Here is a 23,009-nt window from a genome sequence, read left to right as displayed (position 1 = left end):
CCGAAAGGTCGAGAAGCTTTGAAACCCTAATTCACTTGTAGAGAATCGGGGCTGGGGGTTAGGTTTTCGAGATTTTAGTGTTAGCAGTAATACTTTTAAAATATCCTCTAAGAGTTATGAGTTATGAGTTAGTAATGTTTCACTCATAACTCATAACTGCTAACTTTCTACTTGGGGGTAACTTTGCCAATTACTTTGATTTTGCCATCGTCTCCTACTGTCCAAACATCGTATACACCAACGACATCGCCGTTAGCATCAACATCTACGTTGCCACTGGCTCCTTGATAGTTAATCTTCTTACCATCTTTAAGTAACTTCAGTCCCTCGCAGACATCAGTAACTTCTGTACCAGGCCCATCAGCGACTTCACGGATTTTACTGGCTATACCAACACCTGTATTTTCTTTAGCTGCTTGAGCTGCCAACGTCAATAAGGCAGTTGCATCCCAAGTTTGAGGAGCATATTCCCCTGGTGCACTACCCTTTTTATCCTTCCACAGTTTGTTGAAAGCTAAGAGTGCTTTACCATCAGAACCAGGTACTGTACCGATCGCTCCGGTTAAGATATACTTGCCGTCACTGCCTTTGCCAACTTGTTCTGGGAAAGTAGGTGATTTCACACCATCTGTAAGCAGAATCTGTACTCCCTTAGCCACGCTTTGTTGATAAGCGGCTTTCAGGAACAGACTGCCAGTTTCAGCGTATAGTACGGCCAGCACAGCATCTGGCTTACCAGCAAATGCAGCAGCTGCTTCTGTATCAAAAGTCTGCGCTTTCGGGTCGTAGCGAACAGGCTTATCTTTATTAACGATGGTTCCACCCAATTTTTCAAAAGTTTGCACAAATGCTTTTTCAAAGCCAACGCCATAGTCATTATTAATCACAACTGTAGAAATTCGCTTGAAACCTTTTTGATTGGCAAGTTGGGCTAATGCCAGTGCTTGGTAAGTATCGGGGGGAGCAGTACGCGCCCAAAAGCCTTTAAAGTCACCCTTTTGGGCCTTTTCAGTAAAGACGGGACTGGTACTACCAGGAGAAACCAGCATGACTTTATTCGGCGTGGCAATGGAGACTGCTGCACTAGAAACACTACTGGCAAAGGAACCAACTACACCTGCTACTTTATCTAAAGTTGCTAATTTGGTCATACCCGCAGCACCAGCTCTGGGGTCGGTTTGGTCGTCTACTTGCACCAAGGTCACTGGTTCGCCATTGACACCACCGCAAGCGTTGACTGTATCGACAAGTAAAGGGACAGAACCTAGCATCTGTTGTCCGACAGAAGCCAAGTCGCCTGTTGTCGGTAGCAGGGAACCAATTTTTAGCCCTTTAGCACTGCTTGTGGTAGTTGAATCTGCCGCTGGGGTAGCGGTACTTCCATTGTTAGCTGTGCTATTGGGGGTACTAGTATCACCACAAGCCCCAACCAGGAACCCAATTGCTAGGGTAGCTATGCTAAAGGTTAAGGCGGCGCTAATTTTTTTCATAAATCACTTTTACTCCTCAGATATTTAGGAGCTTAAAAGTAAGATTCAAACTAGATTTGTAACTTAGCTGGATCTTAATCAAGACTCCAAAAGATAAATCATATCATCCATCTTTGGGAGTAGAAGTATTTACCCCTACATTAATATTTACTTTTGTACACATAATATACTGCGTGTATCAAAGGCTAGAAAACGGAGAGGGAGGGATTCGAACCCTCGGTACGGAGTTGCCTGCCGTACAACAGATTAGCAATCTGCCGCTTTCGACCACTCAGCCACCTCTCCTGACTTACGAACATCAATGTTAGCAGACTTGTTGGCAAGAGTCAATAGTCATTTATCATCAGTAACGACAAATGACTAATTACTCAAAGGACTTGTGATCGCATCCAAGCTACGGGCAAAGTGCGTAATTTTTTCCACTGGGGAACGTAAGCCCGTCGACTGAATACATCGTAATTGTTGCGTTCTATCACCTCCAAAATCTGACCGTACAACATTGATGCTGCCCATACGGGCCAACGGGCATCGGTTGCTAGATAAGTAATTCCCTGGTCTGACGTGGTATAGAATTGGCGGGCCCGATCAATTTGAAAGCGCATCAATGCCCGCCAACGCTCATCTACCACACCTTTGAAGAAGTCTTGCTCGGTGTAGTTGAATTTTGCCAAATCCTCAAGGGGAATGTAGATTCGTCCCCGTTTGGCATCTTCTCCCACATCCCGCAGGATATTGGTGAGTTGATTGGCAATTCCCAGAGCGATCGCTTCTTCTGTGGGAATATATGGTTGTTTGTTCTGACGCCACGGAGCTGTATATATGGTGCTATCCACACCCATAACTGCTGTTGACATTAAGCCAACAGTGCCAGCAACGCGGTAACAGTAGAGGTATAACTCCTCAAAGGTTTCATAACGACTGCGATATAAGTCCATCCGCTGACCGGCAATCATATCCCGAAAGGGCTGAATGTCCATTGGAAAGCGTTGAAGAGTATCAACTAAAGCGACATCGTAATTTTCTAATGGGCGTCCCGCAAAAATCGATTCCAGCTGCTGTTCCCATAGGTCTAGGGTTTCTGGCGTGGTAATAGCAGATGCGGGCCCATCCACCAATTCATCTGTACGGCGACACCAAGCGTAAATTGACCAAATAGATTGACGTTTTACCGGACTCATAAGCAAAGTACCCAGGTAAAAAGTCTTGGCATACTTTGCTGTGAGATGCCGACAAAGTTTGTAGGACTCGTCTACAGAGACCAGCGTTTTCATGCGCGGGGGGGAATCAGGCAGTTGCAGCATTCGTTGCGGGCGGTCGGGTGAGCGTTTGCAGGTTTGAGGGATTTGCTACCGGGAGAGCCTCAGAAATTGCCTGCGCTGTCAGCTTACCAGAAAGTACGGCACCTTCCATACTGCCTAAGTAGCGTTGCATGGTATAACTTCCGGCGAGATAGAAGTTGGCAATGGGCGTAACTTGTGCGGGACGGTACTGTTGACGACCAGGGGTCGCTTTGTAAACTGAACGCGGCGTTTTCACCACATGAGATTTTAGCAAGGTTGCTGGGTTGTCTCCCCCAAAGTGGTCGGGAAAGAGTTTTTCTAACTCGGCAATCGTTGCAGCCACAATCTCTTCATCGGATTTGGCAATCCAATCTTTTGCCGGAGCTAGAACTAATTCCAGCATCGAGCGATTGGGGTTGGCGTATTCACGGCAGGTATTGCTCATATCAGCATAAACGCTTAGGAGGGGTGATCGCGAAAATAGCAAGTGATCAATTTCTGTAAGTTTCCGGTCAAACCACAGATGCAGGTTAATCACTGGTACTCCTTCCAAACCTTCTAGCTTCTTGAAAAACTCCATTTGCTTCCAAGGCTTAGGCAACATCACTTTCATTGGGTCAACCGACATAGCAGATACATACACATCAGCTGTGAAAACTTCATCTTCTGCCCCATTTAACCCTCGAATCAAGTATGCTTTCACCGTGCCATCAGCGTTGAGCAAAATTTCTTTCAAGGGGGCATTCAACCGTACTTCCCCACCACGTTCTCTGATGTAATCTACGATCGGACTGCATAGACGTTCTGTTGGAGAACCATCCAAAAATGCAATCTTGGAGCCATATCGTTCTTGCAGAAAGCGATTCAGTGCAGTTAACATGATCGTTGCAGAAACTTCATTAGGATTGACAAAGGTGAGTGCTTTACATGCGGCGATAAAAACGTCACTAGTTACTCGCTCGTCAACACCTTGCCTTTTCAACCACTCTAAGAAGCTGTACTTATCCATGTCTTCAACATACTTCTGACCCCGCACCACTGCTGGAAGTAGTCCAATTGCAAACCGAATCTTCTGCTCCCAAGTCAACATGTCTTTGTTGCGAAGAATCGATGCAATCACGTTGAAAGGAGATGGAATATCTGGAACATCAAAACGTGATAGTGTCCCAGGCTTGTCTGGTTGATTGAAAATCAACGTATGCTCTTTCCACTGGAGTCTATCCTCAATGCCCAACTCCTTGAGCAATTGGAGCATATTGGGATATGCCCCAAAGAAGGCGTGTAACCCGGTTTCGTACCAGTCGCCATCAAAGTCTTTCCACGCCGCAACAAGACCACCCAGTACGTCCCGGCTTTCCAAGACAATGGGAGTGTGACCTGCGTCCGTGAGATATTTCGCGCAGGAAAGTCCTGCTAAACCAGCACCCGCGATCGCTACTCGCATTTAACCCTAATGCCCTTAAATATTTCTTAATGGTTTTGTCGTTCTCATTATACGTTGCAATCCGTTACATTTAGCAGTTATTATGTGATCGCTTTCCCAAAAAACTTCTGTAAAAGCGAATTTTGCCTGACATACACCTACTAGAATAAATTGCCAATATCATTGTCAGCAATGGGTTTGCGGCGTGCATTTCATCTAGATTTACACCATCAAATGTCAACAAACAAAAGTCATTCCTTTGACTGAGAATAGGTAGTTATAAACTCTTGTCTTAAAGTAGTTGATTTCTTTGGTAATCCGTGTGTTTGCTCTAAGGAAATATCTAGGGCATTGGTAAAGCTTGCTAGTTGATATCCAAGTTACTTTCATTCGGCAAACATTTAATTGATGTAAATATAAATACTAAATATATTTTAAATTAAGTATTTTAACTTAAGTAATTTTATTATAATTGTGGAAACTAAAGGGGAAAATCATACCACACAAGTTACTAAATATATTTCAGTAGAGAAGCTGCTCGGAAGTCGTGCTGCATTCCATAGTCAGTTCGGGCAAATTCTATTTGTAATATTAAACGGTCTTTATGAGTAGGAGTAATTCCTTTATGAAAACAAAGTGGATCTTCCACAAATCCAAAACCAGCTTTGCCACAAATCTTTACTAAAGATTCAGAACCATAATAATTACTGATATCTTGATCTGTCTCTCGTTTACGTAGCCAAAGATGTGACGGTTTCTTCTTCTTGTGACTACCACGAACACAGACATGAGGACCGCTTTGATCATCTACATCGGTCAAATAAAAGAAAAACTTCAAAAAACGATAATCGTCTATATCGTAGTGAAATAATTGAGCAGCTTGACTTTTTTGACGATATGTAATGTCACCGGAAAAACTCCACCACATCAGATTCCCTTGATGTACTGGTTGAGCATCTAAGTATTTAGTAGCTATTGCCAATAACTTTGGATCACTTTGAAGTTTTTTTATAGCAGGACAGAGTAAAGACGTATTAAAATAACTACCGATGATAAAATGTTTTCCTGACTTAGTTTGTGCTTGTTCCTTTTGATCATAAAAAAAACCCATATTTGTTTTTCTATTGCCATAACAAACTGTTGAATGAGCAAATTCAACTATTTCTTTAACAATATCTTGGGGTAAATTAATTTCTAAATAGAACCCTTCGGTTTTCAGGGTGTTAACAACGTCATCTACATTTACATTTGGAAAATAAAAATTGTTCTTATTGAGAACGGATGAATCTAATTTAACTGAACGTTTTAAGAAAAATATCATTATAGCTCGCCCAGTTTTAAATCGAGCAATTTTTCGCATTAAAAGCCATCTAGGATTTTTAGTTAATCCTTTGTAATTTTCATAACAAATATCATAAAATTTTGAATAAATTCTGTTTAGATTGTTATTGAATAAACTTATAGACATAAGTCTCCTGAGATTTAGATGGTAGGATGCGTTCACGGAGTGACTCCAAAAAACATCTCCGGAAATGAGATATTGACCCTGACTGTACAAGGCTTTGATATTCTTTTTCGGAAATATCTAAAGGAGGATCACAAAAATGCTTTTGCAGAAAAACTAATTTATACTTGCGTAAGTAATACCATGTAATATATATTTTAATTGTTAAAAATCAATAACAATACTTGCTGAGAGTATATTTACTGTTTATTTTTACAAAGTTAGTATTTTTTAAAGAGTTAGTCAGAGGTTAAAGGGTATTGAGCATAAAGCATTATTCAAGAAGCGGGACAAACAGAAAATTCTTTCCCTTTAGCACCTCTGCCCCCCTGCCTCTTAAAAGTCCCCACTTTCCATAAGGGTGTAGAATCAGGGTTTATGTCTTCTAGGTTGAACATCCCAAGTTGTTTGCTACACAACTATAGGTAAAGAATTATGCCAATATCGCAGCAGCTAAAACGCTTTGGACATCACCTGATTTTAGGTATTTCCAGCACTACATTAAGTGATGATGATAAACGTGCACTCAATGAATTGAGACCGATTGGGGTGATCTTTTTTGCTAAAAACTTTCTGGATGGCACCCCCTATGAGGTTTGGCTGGAGAGCTTCAAGGATTTAAACAGCCAAATACGAGAATATACTGAACGTGATTCAATGTTTGTGACTCTAGATCATGAAGGAGGTCGTGTAATTCGTACACCACTGCCGATTACCCGATTTCCTCATGCCTTGTTACTGCGATCGCATGCCCGTGAAGTAGCAAAAGCCACATCTGTAGAACTCAAATCACTGGGAATAAATTTATCGTGGGCACCTGTAGCAGATATTTTTTCCCATCCCAACAACCCCGTGATTGGACCTCGCTCCTTTGGTAACACCCCTGATACTGCTACTCAAGGTGCCTGTGACTACTATCTTGGACTTCGAGAGTCAGGAATTTTGGGATGCGCCAAGCACTTCCCTGGACATGGAGACACCAGCAACGACTCTCATATCGAGCTACCAATACTTAATCTGACTCTAAAAGACCTGCGACTTCGAGAACTTATACCCTTCAAAGCGCTAATCGAATTACAGATTCCTTTGATTATGACTGTCCATATCTTATTTCCCAAGATAGATGCTGATGTACCAGCAACCCTTTCTGAGGCTATCCTCAAAACCATACTTAGAGAGGAACTTGGCTTTAAAGGAGTGGTTGTATCTGACGACTTGGATATGAAAGCTATCTCAGATATGTTTATTAAAGCTGGTACTGTGGCGCGGTCATTTCATGCAGGCTGCGACTTGTTTATTGTCTCACGCAATATCAATTCATCATCTATTGAAAGAACCTATCAGATTGCTAAAGATTTTGTCGATTCTCTCACCAAGGGTAGCTTAGACGAATCAGTAGTGGAAGCAGCCAGAGAAAGAATCGATAAACTACTGGCAGTAACACCGCAATATCCCGTACATACTCTGGATAAAGATATATTATTGCAACATGCTCAACTAGCGATCGCTAGTTCCTATTCATAATGGGTGGTATAGGGGTCGAACCTATTTCTGCGGGTTAAAAGCCCGCTGCACAGCCGTTATGCCAACCACCCTGGTTAATTTAAATAAAGAAATGAGCCGCTGCGATCGTACTACATCGCAAGCCTTGTAACACCAATGCTAGATATAAATCCACCTGGGAGGTACTGCCCTTCCTCTCTCTGTGTTATCAACACAGCGCCTCACTTTTCGGCTTCAGGTGGATAGCGGAAGATGGAGGAATCGAACCTCTACAGTTTGCTGTACTCTGGTTTTCAAGACCAGTTGCCATCCATTCAGCAGCATCTTCCATTCAGGGGTGCCTGACGGGACCTGAACCCGCTATGACTGGTTCCACAAACCAGCGCCTCGACCACTTTGGCTTCAGACACCATCAGTGGAATCAATGGGAATTGAACCCCTAACCTTCTGCTTGCAAGGCAGGCGCTCTAGCCATCTGAGCTATGACCCCATCAAACAAGTGAAAAGAGCAAAGTAAAAAGTAAAAAGAAAGAGAAATAATTAAATTTTGACTTTTAACTTTTAACTTTTGACTTGCTTCAGGCGGGAGTGGTAGGACTTGAACCCACAACTTTCGAGGTAGAAGCTCGAAGCTCTATTCCATTGAGCTACACTCCCAATATTTGGTAATCCTGGCAGGAATCGAACCTGTAACCCTTTGCTTGTAGGGCAACTGCTCTACCGTTGAGCTACAGGACTACGCAAGCGAGTGGAGGGACTTGTTCGCGCAGCGTTCTCGAAGAGTACCCACGCACTGAGTATGGCGTACTCAGATGCTACCGACTACATCACACCCGCAAGTTTCAGAGCGGACGGCGAGATTTGAACTCGCACGAAGACGTTGGAAGCGTCTCATGCTGCCGTTACATCACACCCGCATTAGTCAAGCTGGTAACAGGAATTGAACCTGCAACCTACTGATTACAAGTCAGTTGCTCTGCCAATTGAGCTACACCAGCACTGTTTTTGGTGACGGGGGCAGGAATTGCACCTGCTGATGTGAGGCTTATGAGACCTCCAAGCCACTCTTGCTTCATCCCCGCAAAATCACCAATACCCCTGACTGGATTTGAACCAGCAACCTCTTCGTTCTAAGCGAAGCGCCTCTTCCGTTGGGCTACAAGGGCAAAGTCTGAGTGGCAGGGATTGAACCTGCGACCTGGAGTTCCCGAAACTCCCGCGTTTCCAACTGCGCTACACCCAGATATTTTGGTACTCCCGATCAGATTTGAACCTGCGAAAAACTACGATCCTCGGTAAGCGTGCGTCTTCCATTCCGCCACGAGAGCTTAGTACCCCTGACAGGATTTGAACCTGTAAAATCTGGACTCTGATTCCAGCACTTATGCCACGTTCCGTTACAGGGGCATATCGGGATGGCAGGACTCGAACCTGCGACTCCATGCTCCCAAAGCATGGCTTCTCGCCACTGAATTACATCCCGTTGGTACTCCTGGTGGGAATCGAACCCACAAACAAACAGATTTTAAGTCTGCCACCTCTTCCAATTGGGCTACAGGAGCAAGTTTTGGTACTCTTGGTGGGAATCGAACCCACAACATACCGTTTTTGAAACGGCAGCCTCTTCCAATTGGGCTACAAGAGCAAAGTTTGGCAGCCCCACCAGGACTCGAACCTGGAATCTTCGCCTTCAAAGGGCGCGATGTTGCCAATTACACCACAGGGCTTTATTGCCAGGGCAGGGTTTGAACCTGCAACCTCATCGTTCAGAGCGATGCGACTTACCAATTCGTCCACCCGGCAATGAATGGCTGCCTCAGTAGGACTCGAACCTACAACCTCGCGGTTAACAGCCGCTTGCTCTACCATTGAGCTATGAGGCAACGAAGCCCCCCAGGTCGGAATCGAACCGACGACCTCCTGTTTTTCAAACAGGCGCTAACTACCAACTGAGCTACCGGGGGATAAGGAGGAGAGATGGGTATTACCCTGTGGACTGGTTTAATTCAACTTGAATTCGCCACTCCAGCATCTCTTTGATGTAACGAGAGCGGAGGGATTTGAACCCTCAAGTCTTCAGTTTCGCAGACTGAGATGTTATCCGGTTACACCACACTCTCAAAACGGAGAGAGAGGGATTTGAACCCTCGGTACGGAGTCGCGTGCCGTACAACAGATTAGCAATCTGCCGCTTTCAGCCACTCAGCCACCTCTCCATAGTGGGTCGAGCAGGATTTGAACCTGCGTGCAAAAAAGAACAGTTTTACAGACTGTCGCCTTCAGCCAGACTCGGCCACCGACCCATAATCATTCCCTCGACGAGAATTGAACTCGCATCTGTGCTTTGAAAGAACACTGACTTAACCATTCGTCCACGAGGGCATAATTAACCGAATTTTAGATTTTGGATTAAATTTTTTAATCTAAAATTGTCTGACGCAGGGACTAGGATTTGAACCCAGAACATCGGATTTGGAGTCACGAGGTGTTGCCGTTACACCATCCCTGCATTTGGTGGCAGTGGCGGGATTTGCACCCGCATATACCAGGGTATGAACCTGGGGCTTTGCTGGTTAAGCTACACTGCGATCACACCAGAGGCTGAGGTGAGATTTGAACTCACGATATCGGTTTTGCAGACCGACGCCTTCGACCACTTGGCTACTCAGCCATTTGGGAGTCCCGACGAGATTCGCACTCGCAATTTTCAGTTTGAGAAACTGACGGCTTAAACTATTCGCCTACAGGACTGCAACCAGGGTGACGGGATTTGAACCCGCAACATTTCCGCAGACAACGGAACGCTCTAGCCACTTGAGCTACACCCCGATTTTTTGGAGTCTGTGCTTAAAATTTTAGGTTTTTAGGCACAAATTTTTGGTGAACTTGCCCATTTCTTATTCAATTTTCAAGGTTCAGAAAATTTACTTTTTACTGTTAGAAACTGTTAAGAAAACAACCAACACTCTAAGTACCAAGCCTCTTGTGTATTACGGATGTATTCTGTGGTTTTGCTGAGTGCAAACTTAAAACTTTTTTGGTTGATTGCCTCTACTTCCGATGGTTTGCAAGTAGGAGCAGCTTTCTTGACTGGGGACTCTGGTTTATGCCAGCGCCTCTGTTTTAGTTGTATGTAGAACATGACTTTGACCCTTAAGAAGCTTTGTCTTTCGCTTCACTACATATATACTACAAAATACTACAAGAGGTGTCAAGGGATTTCAGAAAAATTTTTTGAAATTGTCTAAAAAAGCTGCTGTACTTAGATTTGAACTTGCTAACGCCTCTGAAAAGTCAAACTACAGCTTATGATTGGGTGAGTCTTTAAAAGCCTGACGTGACAGACAACTACCTCAAGCGACAAAAGATAATTAGTTTTGTCGCGATCGCCTCTACGATTACAGCTTGTAGTATGGCTCCAGGCACTTCCCCACAATTGGGGTTGAACAAGCCTTTAAGCAAAATCCATACTGCACAAGTTCAAAATCATCCAGTAAAGGGCCAAATTAATGCCCAACTATCGCCATCAGCCAAAGTAGAAAACCCTACCTTTACAGTCCCAGCAAAATTTCAGGGAAAAACAGTTTATCAGGTGCATCCCAGGAATAACGAAAAGGTTATTGCTCTCGGCATTGATGATGGGCCCTGGCCAAAGACAACCTTAGAAATGCTGGATATTCTGAAGCAAAATGATGTTAAAGCAACATTCTTTTGGGTAGGACAAGCCTTACAAGCAAATCCCGACCTAGCCAAGCGCGAAGTAGCTGAAGGATACGCCGTTGGTAACCATACTTGGCATCATTGGTATCGGCGAATGGATGAAGCCACAGCCAAGAGTGAAATTGATCGCACATCTGACTTGATATACAAAACTACAGGAGTTAAAACTGCTCTGTTTCGTCCTCCTGGAGGCTTTTTAAACAATGGACTAGCCGCTTACGCCAAAAGCCAGAAAGATGCTGTAATTATGTGGTCAGTAACTTCAGCTGATACAGATCCTCACGCGAAACCGCAAGCATTTGTAAATAATGTCTTGAAAGGTGCGAAACCTGGTTCTATTGTTTTAATGCATGATGGTGGTGGCGATCGCCAAAGAACTGTACAAGCTTTGCCACAAATCATCAGCGGACTCAAACAGCAAGGCTACCGATTTGTTACAATTCCCGAACTTCTAAAAATGGGGCAATAAAGGGTGAGAAATTCTACTCACCCGACGATTTCATTTATTCGCTCATGACAGAAGCACTGCTCTCTTGAGCTTCCTGCCAAAGTTTGTGCAAAAAGAACTCAGCGCGATCGCTCATAGTGGTGACAAACACACCTACAGCATCCTTAGAACTATCTGATAGCCAAGAACCTTGCAGAGTGACTTCCATATATTGGGTATCACAGGCACACAGAGCGATGATTTCTCTGTCATCTCTTTTTACCTCAGATTTAAGCACTTCTACTTCTGGCAAATCAACAGGAAGCAAAAAGGAAGCGCTACTGGGTTCAATACACAAACTTTGCCCAACTCGCAGGGCCAAAATCACTCGCTGCGCTACCCATTCTTCTAGCGACAGAGTGAAACATTCCAAATCAAAGCTGCTTTCAGTGTAAGTTAATTTCAGCATTCCTTATGCTCTCCTGCTATTCCAGGCTTGCTTGCATATCTATCCAAAACTGTTCGGCAAAAGAAATCGCGGGGTGGATTGGTGCTTTTGGTTTGGTACGCAGTTGCATACCAGCCTCAAATAGGGTGCGATCACCTTTACGGGAGTTACATCTTTCACAAGCTGTGACTACGTTATCCCAAGTGTGAGAACCGCCTCTTGATCGCGGCATCACATGATCTAGCGTTAGATGTTTGCCGCTACCGCAATATTGGCAACTGTGATAGTCTCGCCGCAACACTTCCCGCCGATTGACTGGCGGAACTCTCCACATCCGCTCATTAGAAGTGATTGTCAAGCGAATGTGTTTTGGCACATCAATTACCAAACTGGGTGAGTGAACTCGCCATTCGCCTTCTGTGGTAAAACCCAGCGGTTGAGCTTTGTTGGTTACTAACAGCACAATCGCCCGCTTGATATTGATCCGACATAGTGGCAAGTAATTTTGAGAAAACACCACCACAGATTGCTCTAACACTTGCATTGCGTTCGCGCCGCGCATTGAAGATATCGTCACAGCTTCACTCCTTATAAAAAAACCCCCGCTTCAAGTTTTAAGTGAAGCGGGGGTTAGAATTGACCGGAAAATTTTCTGGTCTCATATTGGTACAGTATTCTTTTGTCTGTACCCCCCGCTTTCTTCATCTAGTTCTGGTTTTGCAATCAGCGCACTAATGCTGAGATGTCTAAAATCATAATTACCCTCTGTGATTTGCCCATAATTTCGGCCACTATCGCCCATAAATAAATACTCCACTCCAATAGCAGCTGATTCCCGATCGGCTCGGCAATTGGTAGCGCACAAAGAAGTAGAGATGGCTGAGATAGGGTAAATGGCTTTCACAGAAAATTTCACCTATTGAACATTCCTTTAAACATACTACACTTGTATTACTATCCTGTCTATACCTTTAAGGAGAAATGTGATGCATACGATCGCTCGCACCCCAACTACCGATATGGAAGTTACCAGTATCCGCCTAGAGCGGGAACTCAAAGATAAGCTCAAAGAAATAGCTGGCAATCAGGGATATCAAGCTTTGATCCGAGATATCCTTTGGAATTATGTCCAGCAAAAATCAGGTGAGTGGAAGCCTCGATTTTCACGAACTGACATTCGAGCTAGCATAGCTGCCACAGCTCAGCAAGAAGAACGCTGTGTACTCACAGGTCAATTAATTCAACCCCAACAACCAATGTTGTTAGGACTGACCAGGAATGGCGATATGGTTCCTCTGAGTGTTGAGAGCTTGGCTGGATAGTCTTATATTCAGGCGAATGCAGCCCAGTTATTAGTAAAAATAATTGGGCTGCATTTAGAATTTAGCCTTATTAATATTTTACTGAGAGTTACGGAGATAAAAGAGTAGCTTGTTAAACCTACTAGTTTCAAAAAAAATGTAATAAAAATTTATCAAGTAAGCGAAATAATTTTACGTAATATTTAAGAGCAATTTTGCTGTAATTCCAGAGTAATTACGGTTTATGTATACTTAAAGACAGGATAAAGTTAGTAAATTATTTCAACATAGAACAGTCAAAAACAAGCTAACTGAAGTATTTATAGGATATCTTAATTATTTTATTACTTATTTAGGAATGTAGCAATTTGCTTGATCAAGCGTAAACTTGGCCATCTGAGATAGAAAAGGGCTATAACAGGTGAGAGAAAGTATTCATACAAGATTTGTCAATTATCAGGGTGTATCAACACATAACGCTGAAGAATATGCCAAAAGGTTGGGTGCAAGAAGAATGGGATTATTATCCGAGGGCGTGCCAAGAATGAAAAAGCCTTTATCGTCGCCACCAGATTACGTTGATGACATAGATCGACTACAACCTTACCAAGTTAAGCTGATGCAGCATCAGGAAGAACCTACCCGCCAGCTGGTGCAAAAGATTAACCAAATCATTGCCAACAGTTCAGCGATGGCATTGATGGTGCAAGATATTGCCCAATTGCTAGGAGTTACTTTTCAAGTAGATTGCTGCTGCTTGGTTTCAGTAACGGGTGAGACATCCGACGAAGCGATTACTACTAATTGGTGTGCTGATGAGTATTTAGGGTTACCACACCCAGAAGAGATGTTTTCGATGGAACAGTTGCTTATGCACTCGCCAGTGCTGCAATGTGCTGCTGAACCATTGACTATTCAAGATATTTCCATCATTCAAAATAGTCTGGTAATTGGCTGTCAGTATTTGCCATTACCGATAAAAGCCGTTTTGGCAATTCCCACCCGGTTTGGTGGCAATAATAATGGGGTGATTAGTCTGATTAAATTCCAACCCTATGATTGGAGTGAATCAGAAAAACAACTGCTCAAAGAGGTGGAGTCGTCTTGCGCGATCGCTTTTTATCAAGTGGCCCAAGCTAAACTAATTACTCATCAACAACAGTATTTGCAAAAGAGCAATCAGTATCAAAGCTTGATCAAGCAATTAACCTTACTGATTCGGAGCAACTTGGAGCTCAATCAAATGCTCCAGTTAGTTATCGCCTCTACTGCCGAATCTCTACAGGCAGATCGGGGTTTGCTGATACTACTAAAATATACAGATCCACTATTTAGAACTCAAGCTAAAAAACAAATACCCAAAGCGAAAGCTACCGTGGGTGGTGAATGGGCTAGGGAAACACAAAATTACAGTACTACTAAACCAGATATCTTGAATCAATCTTTCTTGATATCAGAGTGTGATTTATGCCAGCGTGCCTTCATAGATTCTGTAAAACCAGTAATCTTTGATAACTATACAGAACAAAACGATACCTCCTGTGCGGCTCCATTATTTGCAATAAAGGAATTGCCTGCGGTATTATTAGTGCCATTAGAGAATCAAGGTAAAATCTTAGGATTCTTGGTGCTACAGCAATCTGTTACTCGCAGTTGGCAAGCAGCAGAATTAAATCTTGTAGAAATGGTTTGTGCTCAAGTAAGTAACGCCATAATTCAGTCACAGACATTGCGCCAAGTGCAAACTTTGGTAGATGAGCGGACGGCGAAACTCCAGAGTAGTCTTGAACTCCAGGCAAAATTGCATGAAAGAACTCGGCAGTATGTTGAGCAACTGCGGAAACTCAATGAACTCAAAGATGAATTTTTGAGCAACATGAGCGATCGTTTGCGCTATCCTTTGACAAACATGCTGATGTCAATTCGTAACTTACGTTTGCCAGGGATCACGCCAGAGCGTCAGGTTCGATACATGGATATCCTTGAGCAGGAATGCACAAAGGAAATCAACTTGATTAATGACTTGTTGACACTCCAGAAACTAGAGTCGCCTCACGAAGCTCCACAATTAGAAACTATAGATTTAAATACTAGAATCCAGGATATAGCAGCATCTTTTCAGAAAAAATTCCTGGAGAAGGGATTAAAGATTTCTGTAGATTTACCACAGAAGTCGCTAAAACTGCAAACGGAACTGGAGAGTTTTGACCGCATCCTCCAAGAACTGTTAAATAATGCCTGTAAATACACAGAGCATGATACCACCGTCCATTTGGAAGCTGTTCACCGAGTTGATCAACAAATTGATCAAGTTATTATAAAAGTGACGAATACAGGACGTGCCATCTCCGAAGAAGAAGCGACCTACATCTTTGACAAGTTCCGTCGCGGAAAAGGAGGCTGGACTCCAGGGGCTGGCTTGGGACTTGCTCTAGTCAAGTCTTTAGTGCAGCATTTGAATGGAACGATCGCAGTTGAGAGTCTTCAAATCTCGGATTCTGAACAGAGCGAAATTTGCTTCACCCTAACTCTGCCCCAATTTTGTGACGAAAGCAAACCATAATTCTGAAAGTGACTAAAAAACAGAACACAACACAGAACCTTGATTTCCAGTCTCTTAGTAATGACATCATCCTCGAAGGAGATTTGACTGCTGATGCAGTCGCTTTGGCAGCTAAGGTTGAAATTCAAATTGAGAAAATAGCAGAGCGACAGCGACAAATCAGCGCTAAAGTCCAAATTCCCCAACCAGTGGAACTGATATGGAAGGTTCTGACAGATTATGAAGCCTTACCTGACTTTCTCCCTAACCTCGCCAAGAGTCGTCTAATCGAGCATCCCAATGGTGGAATTCGACTTGAGCAAGTAGGCTCCCAGCGCTTACTGAATTTCAACTTTTGGGCGCGGGTAGTTCTGGATTTGGAAGAATGCTTCCCGAAAGAAATTAATTTCCGCATGGTAGAGGGAGATTTTAAAGGCTTTTCTGGTAGCTGGTGTTTAGAGCCTTATTCCCTCGGTGAGTATGTAGGAACAAATCTTTGCTACATAATTCAAGTTTGGCCTAAACTCACTATGCCAGTGGGAATCATTGAAAACCGCCTGAGCAAAGACCTGCGGCTAAATCTTCTGGCTATTTACCAACGTGTAGAAGAGTTAGCCAGCAAAGAACCTTATGTTCAATAGTTAAACTATCATTCAGGAAAAATCCTGGATGATAGTTTTGATTTGTAAATTTTCAGAGAAATACACTTTTAGTTTTTTAAGTACCCCCAGGGGAATTCGAATCCCCGTTACCTCCGTGAAAGGGAGGTGTCCTAGGCCTCTAGACGATGGGGGCATCGAACTCAGACCTTTTATAAGGTAACGAATTTCCTTGCCGTTGTCAACAGCTTTTGCCAAAAAAAGTTTGTGGCAGCTAAACTAGGTGGAGGCAGAAGCTTGAAGAGAATACAAAAACATGGAGACACAAAAAGAATTTCCTAGACGCTTGTGCAGGAAGCTGCAAGGTGCCTCAGCGTCTGGCACTTGGAATTTAAGGGAATGCCCAGATAGAAAAAACGCTAAATTCATTGAGGGGCAAAGGGTATGATGTTGTACCCTGTAGAATTAATATCTCCGATTTTTTACAAAAGATTTTGAAATAAATCGCTCAAAATCTACAACATGGAAGCATCTTTTGAAATTACCCTACAGATGGCGATCGCTGTCCTTGCAGGCATTAGTGCCCAAGTGCTGGCTGCATACTTTCGGATACCCAGCATTGTCTTGTTATTGCTGTTGGGTATCCTCTTTGGCTCTGATGGACTAGGACTGTTGCATCCCCATTTGCTAGGCACCGGACTGGAAGTTATTGTCGCCCTAGCAACGGCAATAATTTTGTTTGAAGGCGGACTTAACTTGGATCTGCGAGAGTTAGGCAGAGTTTCAGTCAGCCTGCAATTGCTCGTTACTCTAGGAACGCTGATCACATTGCTTGGTGGGAGTATGGCTGCTCACTGGCTGGGTGAATTTCCCTGGAACATAGCTTTTCTTTATGCTTCCATAGTCGTGGTGACAGGCCCAACTGTCGTTGGTCCCTTGCTCAAACAAATCAATGTAGATCGCCAAGTTGCAACACTTTTGGAAGGGGAAGGGGTTTTAATTGACCCTGTAGGAGCTATCCTTGCCTTCGTTGTCCTCGATACCATTTTGAACGGCGATGCTGGCGCCATCAATGCGATCATCGGTTTACTCATGCGCTTGGGTGTTGGTGCGGCAATTGGTGGTGCTGGCGGTTATTTGATGAGCTTGATTTTCAAACGCGCCAGTTTTCTGTCATTTGAGCTAAAAAACTTAGTGGTGTTGGCAATACTTTGGAGCCTGTTTACTTTATCACAAATCATCCGCAGCGAATCGGGAGTAATGACGACAGTGGTTGCAGGAGCAGTATTTGCTAACTCCTCAGTCCCAGAAGAACGTCTGTTACGGAGCTTCAAGGGTCAGCTGACAATTCTCAGCGTCTCAGTGCTATTTATCTTATTAGCCGCTGATTTATCCATTGCCAGTGTGTTTGCTTTGGGTTGGGGTAGTTTATTCACTGTTTTGGTATTAATGTTTGTCGTTCGCCCGATTAATATCCTCTTATGTACCTGGAACAGTGACCTAAACTGGCAACAGAAACTATTTTTAAGCTGGGTTGCTCCTAGAGGAATTGTTGCCGCCTCGGTAGCTTCTTTTTTTGCAATTTCGCTGACACAGCGTGGCATTAACGGCGGTGATTCTATCAAAGCTCTAGTCTTCCTGACAATTATCATGACTGTTGTCTGTCAAGGTCTAACAGCTGGCTGGGTTGCTAAATGGCTGCAAATTACCTCTAAAGACGTAACTGGGGCAGTGATTGTGGGTTGTAATCCCTTGAGTCTTTTGATTGCCCGATTTTTTCAAGAACGGGGAGAAAACGTGGTCATGATTGATACTGACCCCCAATATCTTGTTCAAGCCGAGGCACAAAATCTGCGGGTGATTGCCAGCAGCGGGCTGGATGCTGCTGTTTTGGAAGAGGCAGGACTTGCCTCTATGGGTACTTTTTTGGCTATGACAAGTAATGGCGAGGTGAATTTTGTTTTGGCTCAACGGGCGGCTGAGGAATTTAAGCCGCCGCGTGTCTTAGCTGTTTTCCCCCGCGATCCGCAAGCAAGTACCTCGGTTAGTAATAAAGTTAATCAAGCTTTCATCCCAGACTTAGCGATTAAGACTTGGAATGAATATTTGAATGATGGGCGAGTCAAGCTGGGGACAACTACGCTAAATGAGTTGGAATTTTCCACTCAATGCGATCGCATCCAAGAAAAGATTCAGACTGAGGTGTTGATACCGCTATTGGTAGAACGAGAAGAACGCTTACAGGTAATACCAGCTAACCAAGAGTGGGAAGTTGGCGATCGGATTATTTACCTATTGCATGATCCCAGACCTAGCCTTTTAAAACGCTTATCTGGTGCTACCCAATCCACTCCCCTCTCTCTAGAAAAGTTACCAGAGGTTGAAGACCTATCCCTCGCCCAATTATCTGAAGTTTCCGCTAGTGAGGTTCCTGGGGGATAGCAGGCTGAGGAAGAATATAACTCCTAACTCAGCACGGGCTAAACCATAGCTATCCGCTAACAGCACTCTTTATTAGCTTTGGGAAGGAACAAACTCGCCTTCTGGTGGTTGTTGCAAATTACCAATTTCTGGTTTTGGCGCTTCTTGATACATTTGCCATTCTTGCCACAGTAAAGCAGATAAATGAACTATGGCAAGAATTAGCGTCGCCATCGAAATTAGATAACTGTGTATTGTGTAAAGGTGTTCGACAGTAACTGTGTTAATCGCTCCACCCCCAGTCAAAATGTCGCGCAGTTGTCCACCAATGAAAGGAATAGCTTCGATGGTTCCCAACTCAATGTTAAAACGCCAGTATCCTTTCTGAGTCCAATCTAGGATCATCGCTGTCCAGTCGAGCCCGATAGCACTTAAAGTTAACAAAATCCCGCTAATCCAAGCAGCCAGCCAACTCTTGCGAAATTGCCGACCTAAAAACATCACCACAATTTGAATCAGAGTGATCGCAATTACTGCGTTACCAGCAATATCATGCGCTCTCAGAAACAACCAGCCGTATGGCAGTTGTGTATTAATCATCTTCAATGAGTTATAAGCTCCGCCTGCTGTCGGTTCATAGTAAAAAGACAGCAAAACTCCCGTAGATACATAAATTAAGCACAAAGTAACAATAACGACCGATAATATCGTCGCTATTCGTCGCAAAATATTGTCGAACTGGGTGCTTTGCATGGCTCACCCCTCCTGTTCTTAACTAAGTATTTATTCTTGTTACAATTTTAGCTAATAAATATTAATAAATGTTGCAATTCTCAGAAAAAGATAAAGTTTTTTAAATTTGATATATTGCACTATTCTCGAAGAGCCAACTAGCCGACCTCAGACTTAAGTCTGAGGCTAATAGCCCAAGTTCACTTAAGTGGACTAAAGCCGTTTACTAGTCGTCTTTTGACGACTTTAACTTATTACTAAGCGATTGTTGAATTAGTACAGCGGGCGCGTAAATCCAGCTACTATCTCAATTAACCAGACAATTGATTGAGCAACTAGTTAAAGGTAGGCAAACTAACGCCACAGTGTATTAGTGCTATCAGTTAAATTAAATATTGCACCCAAGCTTTTAAGGGTTCTGCTGAACCATACCAGATCCCAGGACTTCTCGGAGAATGCCTCACACCTTGAATAACAAAATTTTCTGCGCCTTCTAAGTGAGCAGCTTCAATCGGTGTGATTCCATCTCCCCAAGTGTTACCCTTGCCACAGGTTAATTGGTAACTACTGTAAGCTAACCAGCTACCGCGCCGCCTTTCCCCAAAGATAGTTTTGCCAGCCACACAAACGTAACGAACGTTTTTGTAAAAAGCTCCTGGGTAGTTATTGGTCACGAAATCTAGATTAGAGCGTGTCCAGCGTTCTTGGCTAATATGAGGTGTCCCCAAGGTGATGAGAGTAGCAACCAGGGGATGCGCTTCCCAGAGAAATGGTTTGACATCACCGCGTGCTAAGTAGGGCTTTTCTCCCATGTAGATGCGGGATATCCAACCTCCGGCTGAGTGACCAATCAAGTTAATTTGAGTAGCATTATGTTGCTGCAATGTATGCTTGATTGTAAGATCAAGTTGTTGCAGAATCGGTGTTACTGATCTTCCTCCAATAGTGGGTAGCCAGTCACGCCGTCGCAGTGGTACTGTAACTGTAGGAAAATTTAACTCTTGTAAGGATTGTTCTAGTTGGCGGTAAGCGATCGCATTTTCTAGATATCCAGGCACAATAACTGTCGGTAACGGCATTTTAAATATTGGCTGCAATGATTGATGGTTTGAAACTTTTTTAGGAAGAAGTAGTCAGATTCAGAAGCTAGAATTGCGATTGGATGACTGACTCCTTTTATAAAAACTCAAATAGCTTTAGTGGGTACTAAAATGTCAATAAAATTGTACAATTGTCAATAAAATTGTACAATGTGCAACAGTTTTAGGTGCTGCTGATGTGGTAGTATTTTCACATAGGGCCTAAATTAAGACAAGCAAGTGTGCCATCTGTTACAGAAGTGTAGTTAGACTGCAAAACAGTAGACAAAACCAGGCAACTTCAGCACATGTTGTGATGTACTCAGACTTGTACGTTCACTTAAACTTTATAAATATCCTAGATATTAATTTTAATTGTGTGCGTCATAACAGTAAAAAATCAAAAGTAGTAATTTTTCAAATATCTCTTTAGCAAAGTCAAATTTGAAAATATGATTCAGCGTCTATTGATCAATTAAAAACCTAAATAAATGGCAATTTTGGCGTTTTGATTGCCAGCATCGGAAATTATTATTTCCTTATAGGGACGCATATCTTGCAAAATATTGCAAGTCGAAAAGATAAAATCGCTAGTCAACTGCAACTGAGCCGAGTGAACGATAACAGCTATGTCTTACGTCTCCCTGTTTAAAAATATACCAGAAATCTTAAGCCAGCCAATTGGGATAGCAGCTATAGCTTCTCTTGGCATCCACGGTGCTATTGCGATAATTGTGCCATTGATGCCTATGGACTCTAACAAGCCCAAAGAAACAGCATCATCCAAAACAGTCGGACTTTTGGAATTGAGCCAAGCCGACCAAAACCGTTTGCCGCAAAGTACATCCCAAGTTGGTTTACAACAATTTCCTCCAGTAGCGCCACTTTCTGCCCCTAACTTTAGCGCCCAAACTGGATTGCCCTCATTGGCACCAGCGCCATCTAGTCAGCTAATACTGCCTCCGCTACCCCCATCATCGAATAACTATCGAGTCTCCTCCTTGCCGACAAGGCAGTCTATGCGGATGATTCCTAGTGAAAATTTGCGATTTGACGCCTCTAAATTTGACAGTTCTAAATTCAATACCAGCCCCAAATTCTCGCCATCAGTTCGTCGTTTGAATAATAGTGACACCAAATACCAGGTAATTAAGCCACTGGCTGTAAGTTTGAATAATAGTGACACCAAATACCAGGTAGTTAAGCCACTGCCTATTAATAGGTTGCCAGAGTTGCAGTCGCAGAAAATACCTGATGATATTCTGCAAAATGCCCAGTCTGGGAACTTATCTGAGGTTACCCCCGTTCCAACAGCACAGGAAAATAGGACTTTACAGATGATGCAACCGGGTAATGATGCGTCTAGAATTGCTCAAAACCCGCTGATGAATTCTCTAAAACAAGCTCCAAGGGCTGGGGATAGTTTAACCCTAAGTAGGGGAACCATGCTCAAGACACCTGATTTATCTGGAAAAGGATCTCAACTGGCGATCGCACAGTTAGACTCCTACGCAAACCTGAGAAAAGAAGTCCAGCAACAATATCCTAATGCTGAACAAAAACCAGTCATCCGCCAAACATTACCCACAGATAAGCCGAATCTTGAAGGTGCTGTTTTGGGTGTATTAGTGGTAGATCCTGATGGTAAGGTCTTAGATATCAAGTTTCAAAACAAGTTAGTTTCCCCTGAATTGCTTGTTAAAGCAAGGGAATACTTCAACAAGCAATCCCCCAAGGGAGATAAACAGATTAGTTCCTATCCATTTAACCTACGTTTCCAAAACAACACTAGCAACACCACTGGGACTACTCAATTATCTACACCGATAATCAATAACAATCAGTTTACCCCCTCACCAGCAGCTACTTCTAAACCATTTCCGGAATTGCGAATTAGAAATAACCGGCCTGCGTCCTTACCCATAGGTAATCTTAAACCATTATCTGCACCGGGAGTCAATAGCAATCAACCTACGCCCTCACCAGCAGTTACTTCTAAACCATTATCTGAAGAGCAAATCATAAACCAGCCCACGCCTTCATCGCCAGCTACTACTTCCGAAATGTTATTGCTGCCGAGAGTCAATAAGAGTCAGCCTGCACCCTCTGCTGAATCAGATCGAAAATTAGTAGAACGGTTGCGCGAAGTGAAGGAAAACAGACAAAAGTCTAATGTAGAAAAATAATTACCAGTGAATGATCTTAGATTAAGAAGAAGCTAAAAGCTATGAATGATAAAGATTCTGAATTTATCATTCATCTTTAAAATATCGTTTTTAGAAGTTGACGAACTGGCGATCGCCAGTTCGTCACACTTAAGTAGGTAGGCATAATTAAACATATAATAAAATCCTAGTTCGTAGTGAGTGATTCATCGCTCATAGCATGGTTTATCAGGACTAAAGTCCTTACGCTTCTGGCTTGGCGTTAGCCTCTGGCAATGTGATACCAAGTTGCAATAGATAGTATTATTTAAGGGAAGTAAAATCGGTGTACAGCGATGCCTCGTACTCGGATTAAGATCATTCCTCACCTGGATT

General features: G+C 43.2%; 17 protein-coding genes and 29 tRNA genes. 7 read left to right on the top strand and 39 right to left on the bottom strand.

From position 1 onward, the window contains the following. Positions 1 to 167: 167 nt before the first annotated feature. From V7K40_RS09020 to V7K40_RS09000, 5 genes are all read right to left on the bottom strand, one after another. On the bottom strand, positions 168 to 1,490 hold the full coding sequence (locus V7K40_RS09020; RefSeq protein ID WP_334958689.1) for an ABC transporter substrate-binding protein: 1,323 nt from the start codon (positions 1,488 to 1,490) through the stop codon (positions 168 to 170). Positions 1,491 to 1,683: 193 nt separating this feature from the next. After that, positions 1,684 to 1,775 (bottom strand) — tRNA-Ser (locus V7K40_RS09015). An 83-nt stretch (positions 1,776 to 1,858) separates the two neighbouring features. Further along, positions 1,859 to 2,791: a 15-cis-phytoene synthase CrtB gene (gene crtB / locus V7K40_RS09010; RefSeq protein WP_334958687.1), complete on the bottom strand. Its 933-nt coding sequence runs from the start codon at positions 2,789 to 2,791 to the stop codon at positions 1,859 to 1,861. Beyond that, the gene (pds, locus tag V7K40_RS09005) at positions 2,775 to 4,214 is read right to left on the bottom strand and encodes a 15-cis-phytoene desaturase (protein WP_334958685.1); all 1,440 of its coding nucleotides are present in this window, start codon (positions 4,212 to 4,214) and stop codon (positions 2,775 to 2,777) included. Before pds ends, crtB begins: the two co-directional genes overlap by 17 nt. A gap of 490 nt (positions 4,215 to 4,704) precedes the next feature. Then, positions 4,705 to 5,661 carry a phytanoyl-CoA dioxygenase family protein gene (locus tag V7K40_RS09000; RefSeq protein ID WP_334958683.1) on the bottom strand — a complete coding sequence of 319 codons (957 nt, stop codon included), beginning with the start codon at positions 5,659 to 5,661 and terminating at the stop codon, positions 4,705 to 4,707. A 471-nt stretch (positions 5,662 to 6,132) separates the two neighbouring features. Here V7K40_RS09000 and V7K40_RS08995 point away from each other — a divergent pair, with 471 nt between their 5' ends. Then, positions 6,133 to 7,221 carry a glycoside hydrolase family 3 protein gene (locus V7K40_RS08995; RefSeq protein ID WP_334958682.1) on the top strand — a complete coding sequence of 363 codons (1,089 nt, stop codon included), beginning with the start codon at positions 6,133 to 6,135 and terminating at the stop codon, positions 7,219 to 7,221. Here the strand turns inward: V7K40_RS08995 and V7K40_RS08990 are convergent. From V7K40_RS08990 to V7K40_RS08855, 28 genes are all read right to left on the bottom strand, one after another. Further along, positions 7,222 to 7,292, bottom strand: a tRNA-Lys gene (locus tag V7K40_RS08990). A gap of 154 nt (positions 7,293 to 7,446) precedes the next feature. Next, positions 7,447 to 7,529: transfer RNA gene (locus tag V7K40_RS08985), tRNA-Ser, on the bottom strand. A gap of 7 nt (positions 7,530 to 7,536) precedes the next feature. After that, positions 7,537 to 7,610: transfer RNA gene (locus V7K40_RS08980), tRNA-His, on the bottom strand. Positions 7,611 to 7,616: 6 nt separating this feature from the next. Continuing rightward, positions 7,617 to 7,690: transfer RNA gene (locus tag V7K40_RS08975), tRNA-Ala, on the bottom strand. Positions 7,691 to 7,783: 93 nt separating this feature from the next. Further along, positions 7,784 to 7,857 (bottom strand) — tRNA-Arg (locus tag V7K40_RS08970). 6 nt (positions 7,858 to 7,863) lie between these two features. Next, positions 7,864 to 7,938: transfer RNA gene (locus V7K40_RS08965), tRNA-Val, on the bottom strand. Positions 7,939 to 8,046: 108 nt separating this feature from the next. Further along, positions 8,047 to 8,117 (bottom strand) — tRNA-Gly (locus V7K40_RS08960). Positions 8,118 to 8,125: 8 nt separating this feature from the next. After that, positions 8,126 to 8,198 (bottom strand) — tRNA-Thr (locus tag V7K40_RS08955). 95 nt (positions 8,199 to 8,293) lie between these two features. After that, positions 8,294 to 8,366 (bottom strand) — tRNA-Leu (locus tag V7K40_RS08950). Between the two features lie 4 nt (positions 8,367 to 8,370). After that, a tRNA-Pro gene (locus tag V7K40_RS08945) sits at positions 8,371 to 8,443 on the bottom strand. Between the two features lie 89 nt (positions 8,444 to 8,532). Continuing rightward, a tRNA-Leu gene (locus V7K40_RS08940) sits at positions 8,533 to 8,607 on the bottom strand. A gap of 3 nt (positions 8,608 to 8,610) precedes the next feature. Continuing rightward, positions 8,611 to 8,683, bottom strand: a tRNA-Pro gene (locus tag V7K40_RS08935). A 1-nt stretch (position 8,684) separates the two neighbouring features. Further along, positions 8,685 to 8,762 (bottom strand) — tRNA-Leu (locus tag V7K40_RS08930). Positions 8,763 to 8,768: 6 nt separating this feature from the next. Further along, positions 8,769 to 8,845: transfer RNA gene (locus V7K40_RS08925), tRNA-Leu, on the bottom strand. 6 nt (positions 8,846 to 8,851) lie between these two features. Next, a tRNA-Gln gene (locus V7K40_RS08920) sits at positions 8,852 to 8,927 on the bottom strand. 3 nt (positions 8,928 to 8,930) lie between these two features. Continuing rightward, a tRNA-Gln gene (locus tag V7K40_RS08915) sits at positions 8,931 to 9,003 on the bottom strand. A 5-nt stretch (positions 9,004 to 9,008) separates the two neighbouring features. After that, positions 9,009 to 9,083 (bottom strand) — tRNA-Asn (locus tag V7K40_RS08910). A gap of 6 nt (positions 9,084 to 9,089) precedes the next feature. Continuing rightward, positions 9,090 to 9,164 (bottom strand) — tRNA-Phe (locus V7K40_RS08905). Positions 9,165 to 9,245: 81 nt separating this feature from the next. Further along, a tRNA-Arg gene (locus tag V7K40_RS08900) sits at positions 9,246 to 9,320 on the bottom strand. A gap of 4 nt (positions 9,321 to 9,324) precedes the next feature. Next, positions 9,325 to 9,416 (bottom strand) — tRNA-Ser (locus tag V7K40_RS08895). Between the two features lie 4 nt (positions 9,417 to 9,420). After that, positions 9,421 to 9,503, bottom strand: a tRNA-Tyr gene (locus V7K40_RS08890). 7 nt (positions 9,504 to 9,510) lie between these two features. Continuing rightward, positions 9,511 to 9,581, bottom strand: a tRNA-Glu gene (locus V7K40_RS08885). 56 nt (positions 9,582 to 9,637) lie between these two features. Beyond that, a tRNA-Trp gene (locus V7K40_RS08880) sits at positions 9,638 to 9,709 on the bottom strand. Positions 9,710 to 9,712: 3 nt separating this feature from the next. Further along, positions 9,713 to 9,788 (bottom strand) — tRNA-Met (locus V7K40_RS08875). Positions 9,789 to 9,798: 10 nt separating this feature from the next. Next, positions 9,799 to 9,871, bottom strand: a tRNA-Cys gene (locus V7K40_RS08870). A 3-nt stretch (positions 9,872 to 9,874) separates the two neighbouring features. Next, a tRNA-Glu gene (locus V7K40_RS08865) sits at positions 9,875 to 9,951 on the bottom strand. A 4-nt stretch (positions 9,952 to 9,955) separates the two neighbouring features. Beyond that, positions 9,956 to 10,029: transfer RNA gene (locus V7K40_RS08860), tRNA-Asp, on the bottom strand. Positions 10,030 to 10,147: 118 nt separating this feature from the next. Then, positions 10,148 to 10,342: a hypothetical protein gene (locus V7K40_RS08855; protein ID WP_334958680.1), complete on the bottom strand. Its 195-nt coding sequence runs from the start codon at positions 10,340 to 10,342 to the stop codon at positions 10,148 to 10,150. 195 nt (positions 10,343 to 10,537) lie between these two features. Here V7K40_RS08855 and V7K40_RS08850 point away from each other — a divergent pair, with 195 nt between their 5' ends. Further along, complete coding sequence (locus V7K40_RS08850) at positions 10,538 to 11,389, top strand: polysaccharide deacetylase family protein (protein ID WP_334958678.1); 852 nt, start codon at positions 10,538 to 10,540, stop codon at positions 11,387 to 11,389. A gap of 34 nt (positions 11,390 to 11,423) precedes the next feature. Here the strand turns inward: V7K40_RS08850 and V7K40_RS08845 are convergent, their stop codons facing one another. The 3 genes from V7K40_RS08845 to V7K40_RS08835 all read right to left on the bottom strand — a co-directional run bounded on the left by V7K40_RS08845 (position 11,424) and on the right by V7K40_RS08835 (position 12,711). Then, on the bottom strand, positions 11,424 to 11,816 hold the full coding sequence (locus tag V7K40_RS08845; protein ID WP_334958676.1) for an alr0857 family protein: 393 nt from the start codon (positions 11,814 to 11,816) through the stop codon (positions 11,424 to 11,426). Between the two features lie 16 nt (positions 11,817 to 11,832). Further along, positions 11,833 to 12,339, bottom strand: a complete 507-nt coding sequence (locus V7K40_RS08840) for an HNH endonuclease (RefSeq protein WP_334958773.1) — start codon at positions 12,337 to 12,339, stop codon at positions 11,833 to 11,835. A 114-nt stretch (positions 12,340 to 12,453) separates the two neighbouring features. Beyond that, positions 12,454 to 12,711 (bottom strand): hypothetical protein, encoded by a 258-nt coding sequence (locus tag V7K40_RS08835; RefSeq protein WP_334958674.1) that lies wholly within the window; start codon positions 12,709 to 12,711, stop codon positions 12,454 to 12,456. A 70-nt stretch (positions 12,712 to 12,781) separates the two neighbouring features. Between V7K40_RS08835 and V7K40_RS08830 the strand changes: the two genes are divergently transcribed. The 3 genes from V7K40_RS08830 to V7K40_RS08820 all read left to right on the top strand — a co-directional run bounded on the left by V7K40_RS08830 (position 12,782) and on the right by V7K40_RS08820 (position 16,279). Then, entirely contained in the window at positions 12,782 to 13,117 is a 336-nt protein-coding gene (locus tag V7K40_RS08830; RefSeq protein WP_273765967.1) for a hypothetical protein, read from the top strand. A 493-nt stretch (positions 13,118 to 13,610) separates the two neighbouring features. Then, complete coding sequence (locus V7K40_RS08825) at positions 13,611 to 15,659, top strand: GAF domain-containing sensor histidine kinase (protein ID WP_334958771.1); 2,049 nt, start codon at positions 13,611 to 13,613, stop codon at positions 15,657 to 15,659. A gap of 8 nt (positions 15,660 to 15,667) precedes the next feature. Beyond that, positions 15,668 to 16,279 (top strand): SRPBCC family protein, encoded by a 612-nt coding sequence (locus tag V7K40_RS08820; RefSeq protein ID WP_334958672.1) that lies wholly within the window; start codon positions 15,668 to 15,670, stop codon positions 16,277 to 16,279. A gap of 81 nt (positions 16,280 to 16,360) precedes the next feature. Here the strand turns inward: V7K40_RS08820 and V7K40_RS08815 are convergent. Continuing rightward, positions 16,361 to 16,433 (bottom strand) — tRNA-Glu (locus V7K40_RS08815). 326 nt (positions 16,434 to 16,759) lie between these two features. On the opposite strand from V7K40_RS08815, the gene V7K40_RS08810 reads away from it, so the two are divergent. Beyond that, a complete protein-coding gene (locus V7K40_RS08810) occupies positions 16,760 to 18,679 on the top strand; it encodes a cation:proton antiporter (RefSeq protein ID WP_334958670.1) in 1,920 nt (639 codons plus the stop codon). 72 nt (positions 18,680 to 18,751) lie between these two features. On the opposite strand, the gene V7K40_RS08805 is transcribed toward V7K40_RS08810, so the two are convergent. Together V7K40_RS08805 and V7K40_RS08800 are read right to left on the bottom strand one after the other, a co-directional pair. Then, positions 18,752 to 19,411 carry a cytochrome b N-terminal domain-containing protein gene (locus V7K40_RS08805; RefSeq protein WP_334958668.1) on the bottom strand — a complete coding sequence of 220 codons (660 nt, stop codon included), beginning with the start codon at positions 19,409 to 19,411 and terminating at the stop codon, positions 18,752 to 18,754. Between the two features lie 362 nt (positions 19,412 to 19,773). Next, a complete protein-coding gene (locus tag V7K40_RS08800; protein WP_334958666.1) occupies positions 19,774 to 20,469 on the bottom strand; it encodes a lipase in 696 nt (231 codons plus the stop codon). Between the two features lie 629 nt (positions 20,470 to 21,098). Here V7K40_RS08800 and V7K40_RS08795 point away from each other — a divergent pair. After that, on the top strand, positions 21,099 to 22,655 hold the full coding sequence (locus V7K40_RS08795) for a hypothetical protein (protein ID WP_334958664.1): 1,557 nt from the start codon (positions 21,099 to 21,101) through the stop codon (positions 22,653 to 22,655). Positions 22,656 to 23,009: the final 354 nt, after the last annotated feature.

This window comes from Nostoc sp. (assembly GCF_036917195.1).
Taxonomy (GTDB): domain Bacteria; phylum Cyanobacteriota; class Cyanobacteriia; order Cyanobacteriales; family Nostocaceae; genus Nostoc.
Note: the sequence above shows the minus strand (reverse complement) of the source record. Positions and strands in the feature narration are given on the sequence as shown.

Coding starts and splice junctions, on each gene's coding strand:
- V7K40_RS08810 (WP_334958670.1), top strand. CDS start 16,760: ATGGAAGCATCTTTTGAAATTACCCTACAGATGGCGATCGCTGTCCTT.
- pds (WP_334958685.1), bottom strand. CDS start 4,214: ATGCGAGTAGCGATCGCGGGTGCTGGTTTAGCAGGACTTTCCTGCGCG.
- V7K40_RS08840 (WP_334958773.1), bottom strand. CDS start 12,339: ATGCAAGTGTTAGAGCAATCTGTGGTGGTGTTTTCTCAAAATTACTTG.
- V7K40_RS08800 (WP_334958666.1), bottom strand. CDS start 20,469: ATGCCGTTACCGACAGTTATTGTGCCTGGATATCTAGAAAATGCGATC.
- V7K40_RS08995 (WP_334958682.1), top strand. CDS start 6,133: ATGCCAATATCGCAGCAGCTAAAACGCTTTGGACATCACCTGATTTTA.
- V7K40_RS08825 (WP_334958771.1), top strand. CDS start 13,611: ATGGGATTATTATCCGAGGGCGTGCCAAGAATGAAAAAGCCTTTATCG.
- V7K40_RS09000 (WP_334958683.1), bottom strand. CDS start 5,661: ATGTCTATAAGTTTATTCAATAACAATCTAAACAGAATTTATTCAAAA.
- V7K40_RS09020 (WP_334958689.1), bottom strand. CDS start 1,490: ATGAAAAAAATTAGCGCCGCCTTAACCTTTAGCATAGCTACCCTAGCA.
- V7K40_RS08830 (WP_273765967.1), top strand. CDS start 12,782: ATGCATACGATCGCTCGCACCCCAACTACCGATATGGAAGTTACCAGT.
- V7K40_RS08845 (WP_334958676.1), bottom strand. CDS start 11,816: ATGCTGAAATTAACTTACACTGAAAGCAGCTTTGATTTGGAATGTTTC.
- V7K40_RS08795 (WP_334958664.1), top strand. CDS start 21,099: ATGTCTTACGTCTCCCTGTTTAAAAATATACCAGAAATCTTAAGCCAG.
- V7K40_RS08855 (WP_334958680.1), bottom strand. CDS start 10,342: ATGTTCTACATACAACTAAAACAGAGGCGCTGGCATAAACCAGAGTCC.
- V7K40_RS08805 (WP_334958668.1), bottom strand. CDS start 19,411: ATGCAAAGCACCCAGTTCGACAATATTTTGCGACGAATAGCGACGATA.
- crtB (WP_334958687.1), bottom strand. CDS start 2,791: ATGCTGCAACTGCCTGATTCCCCCCCGCGCATGAAAACGCTGGTCTCT.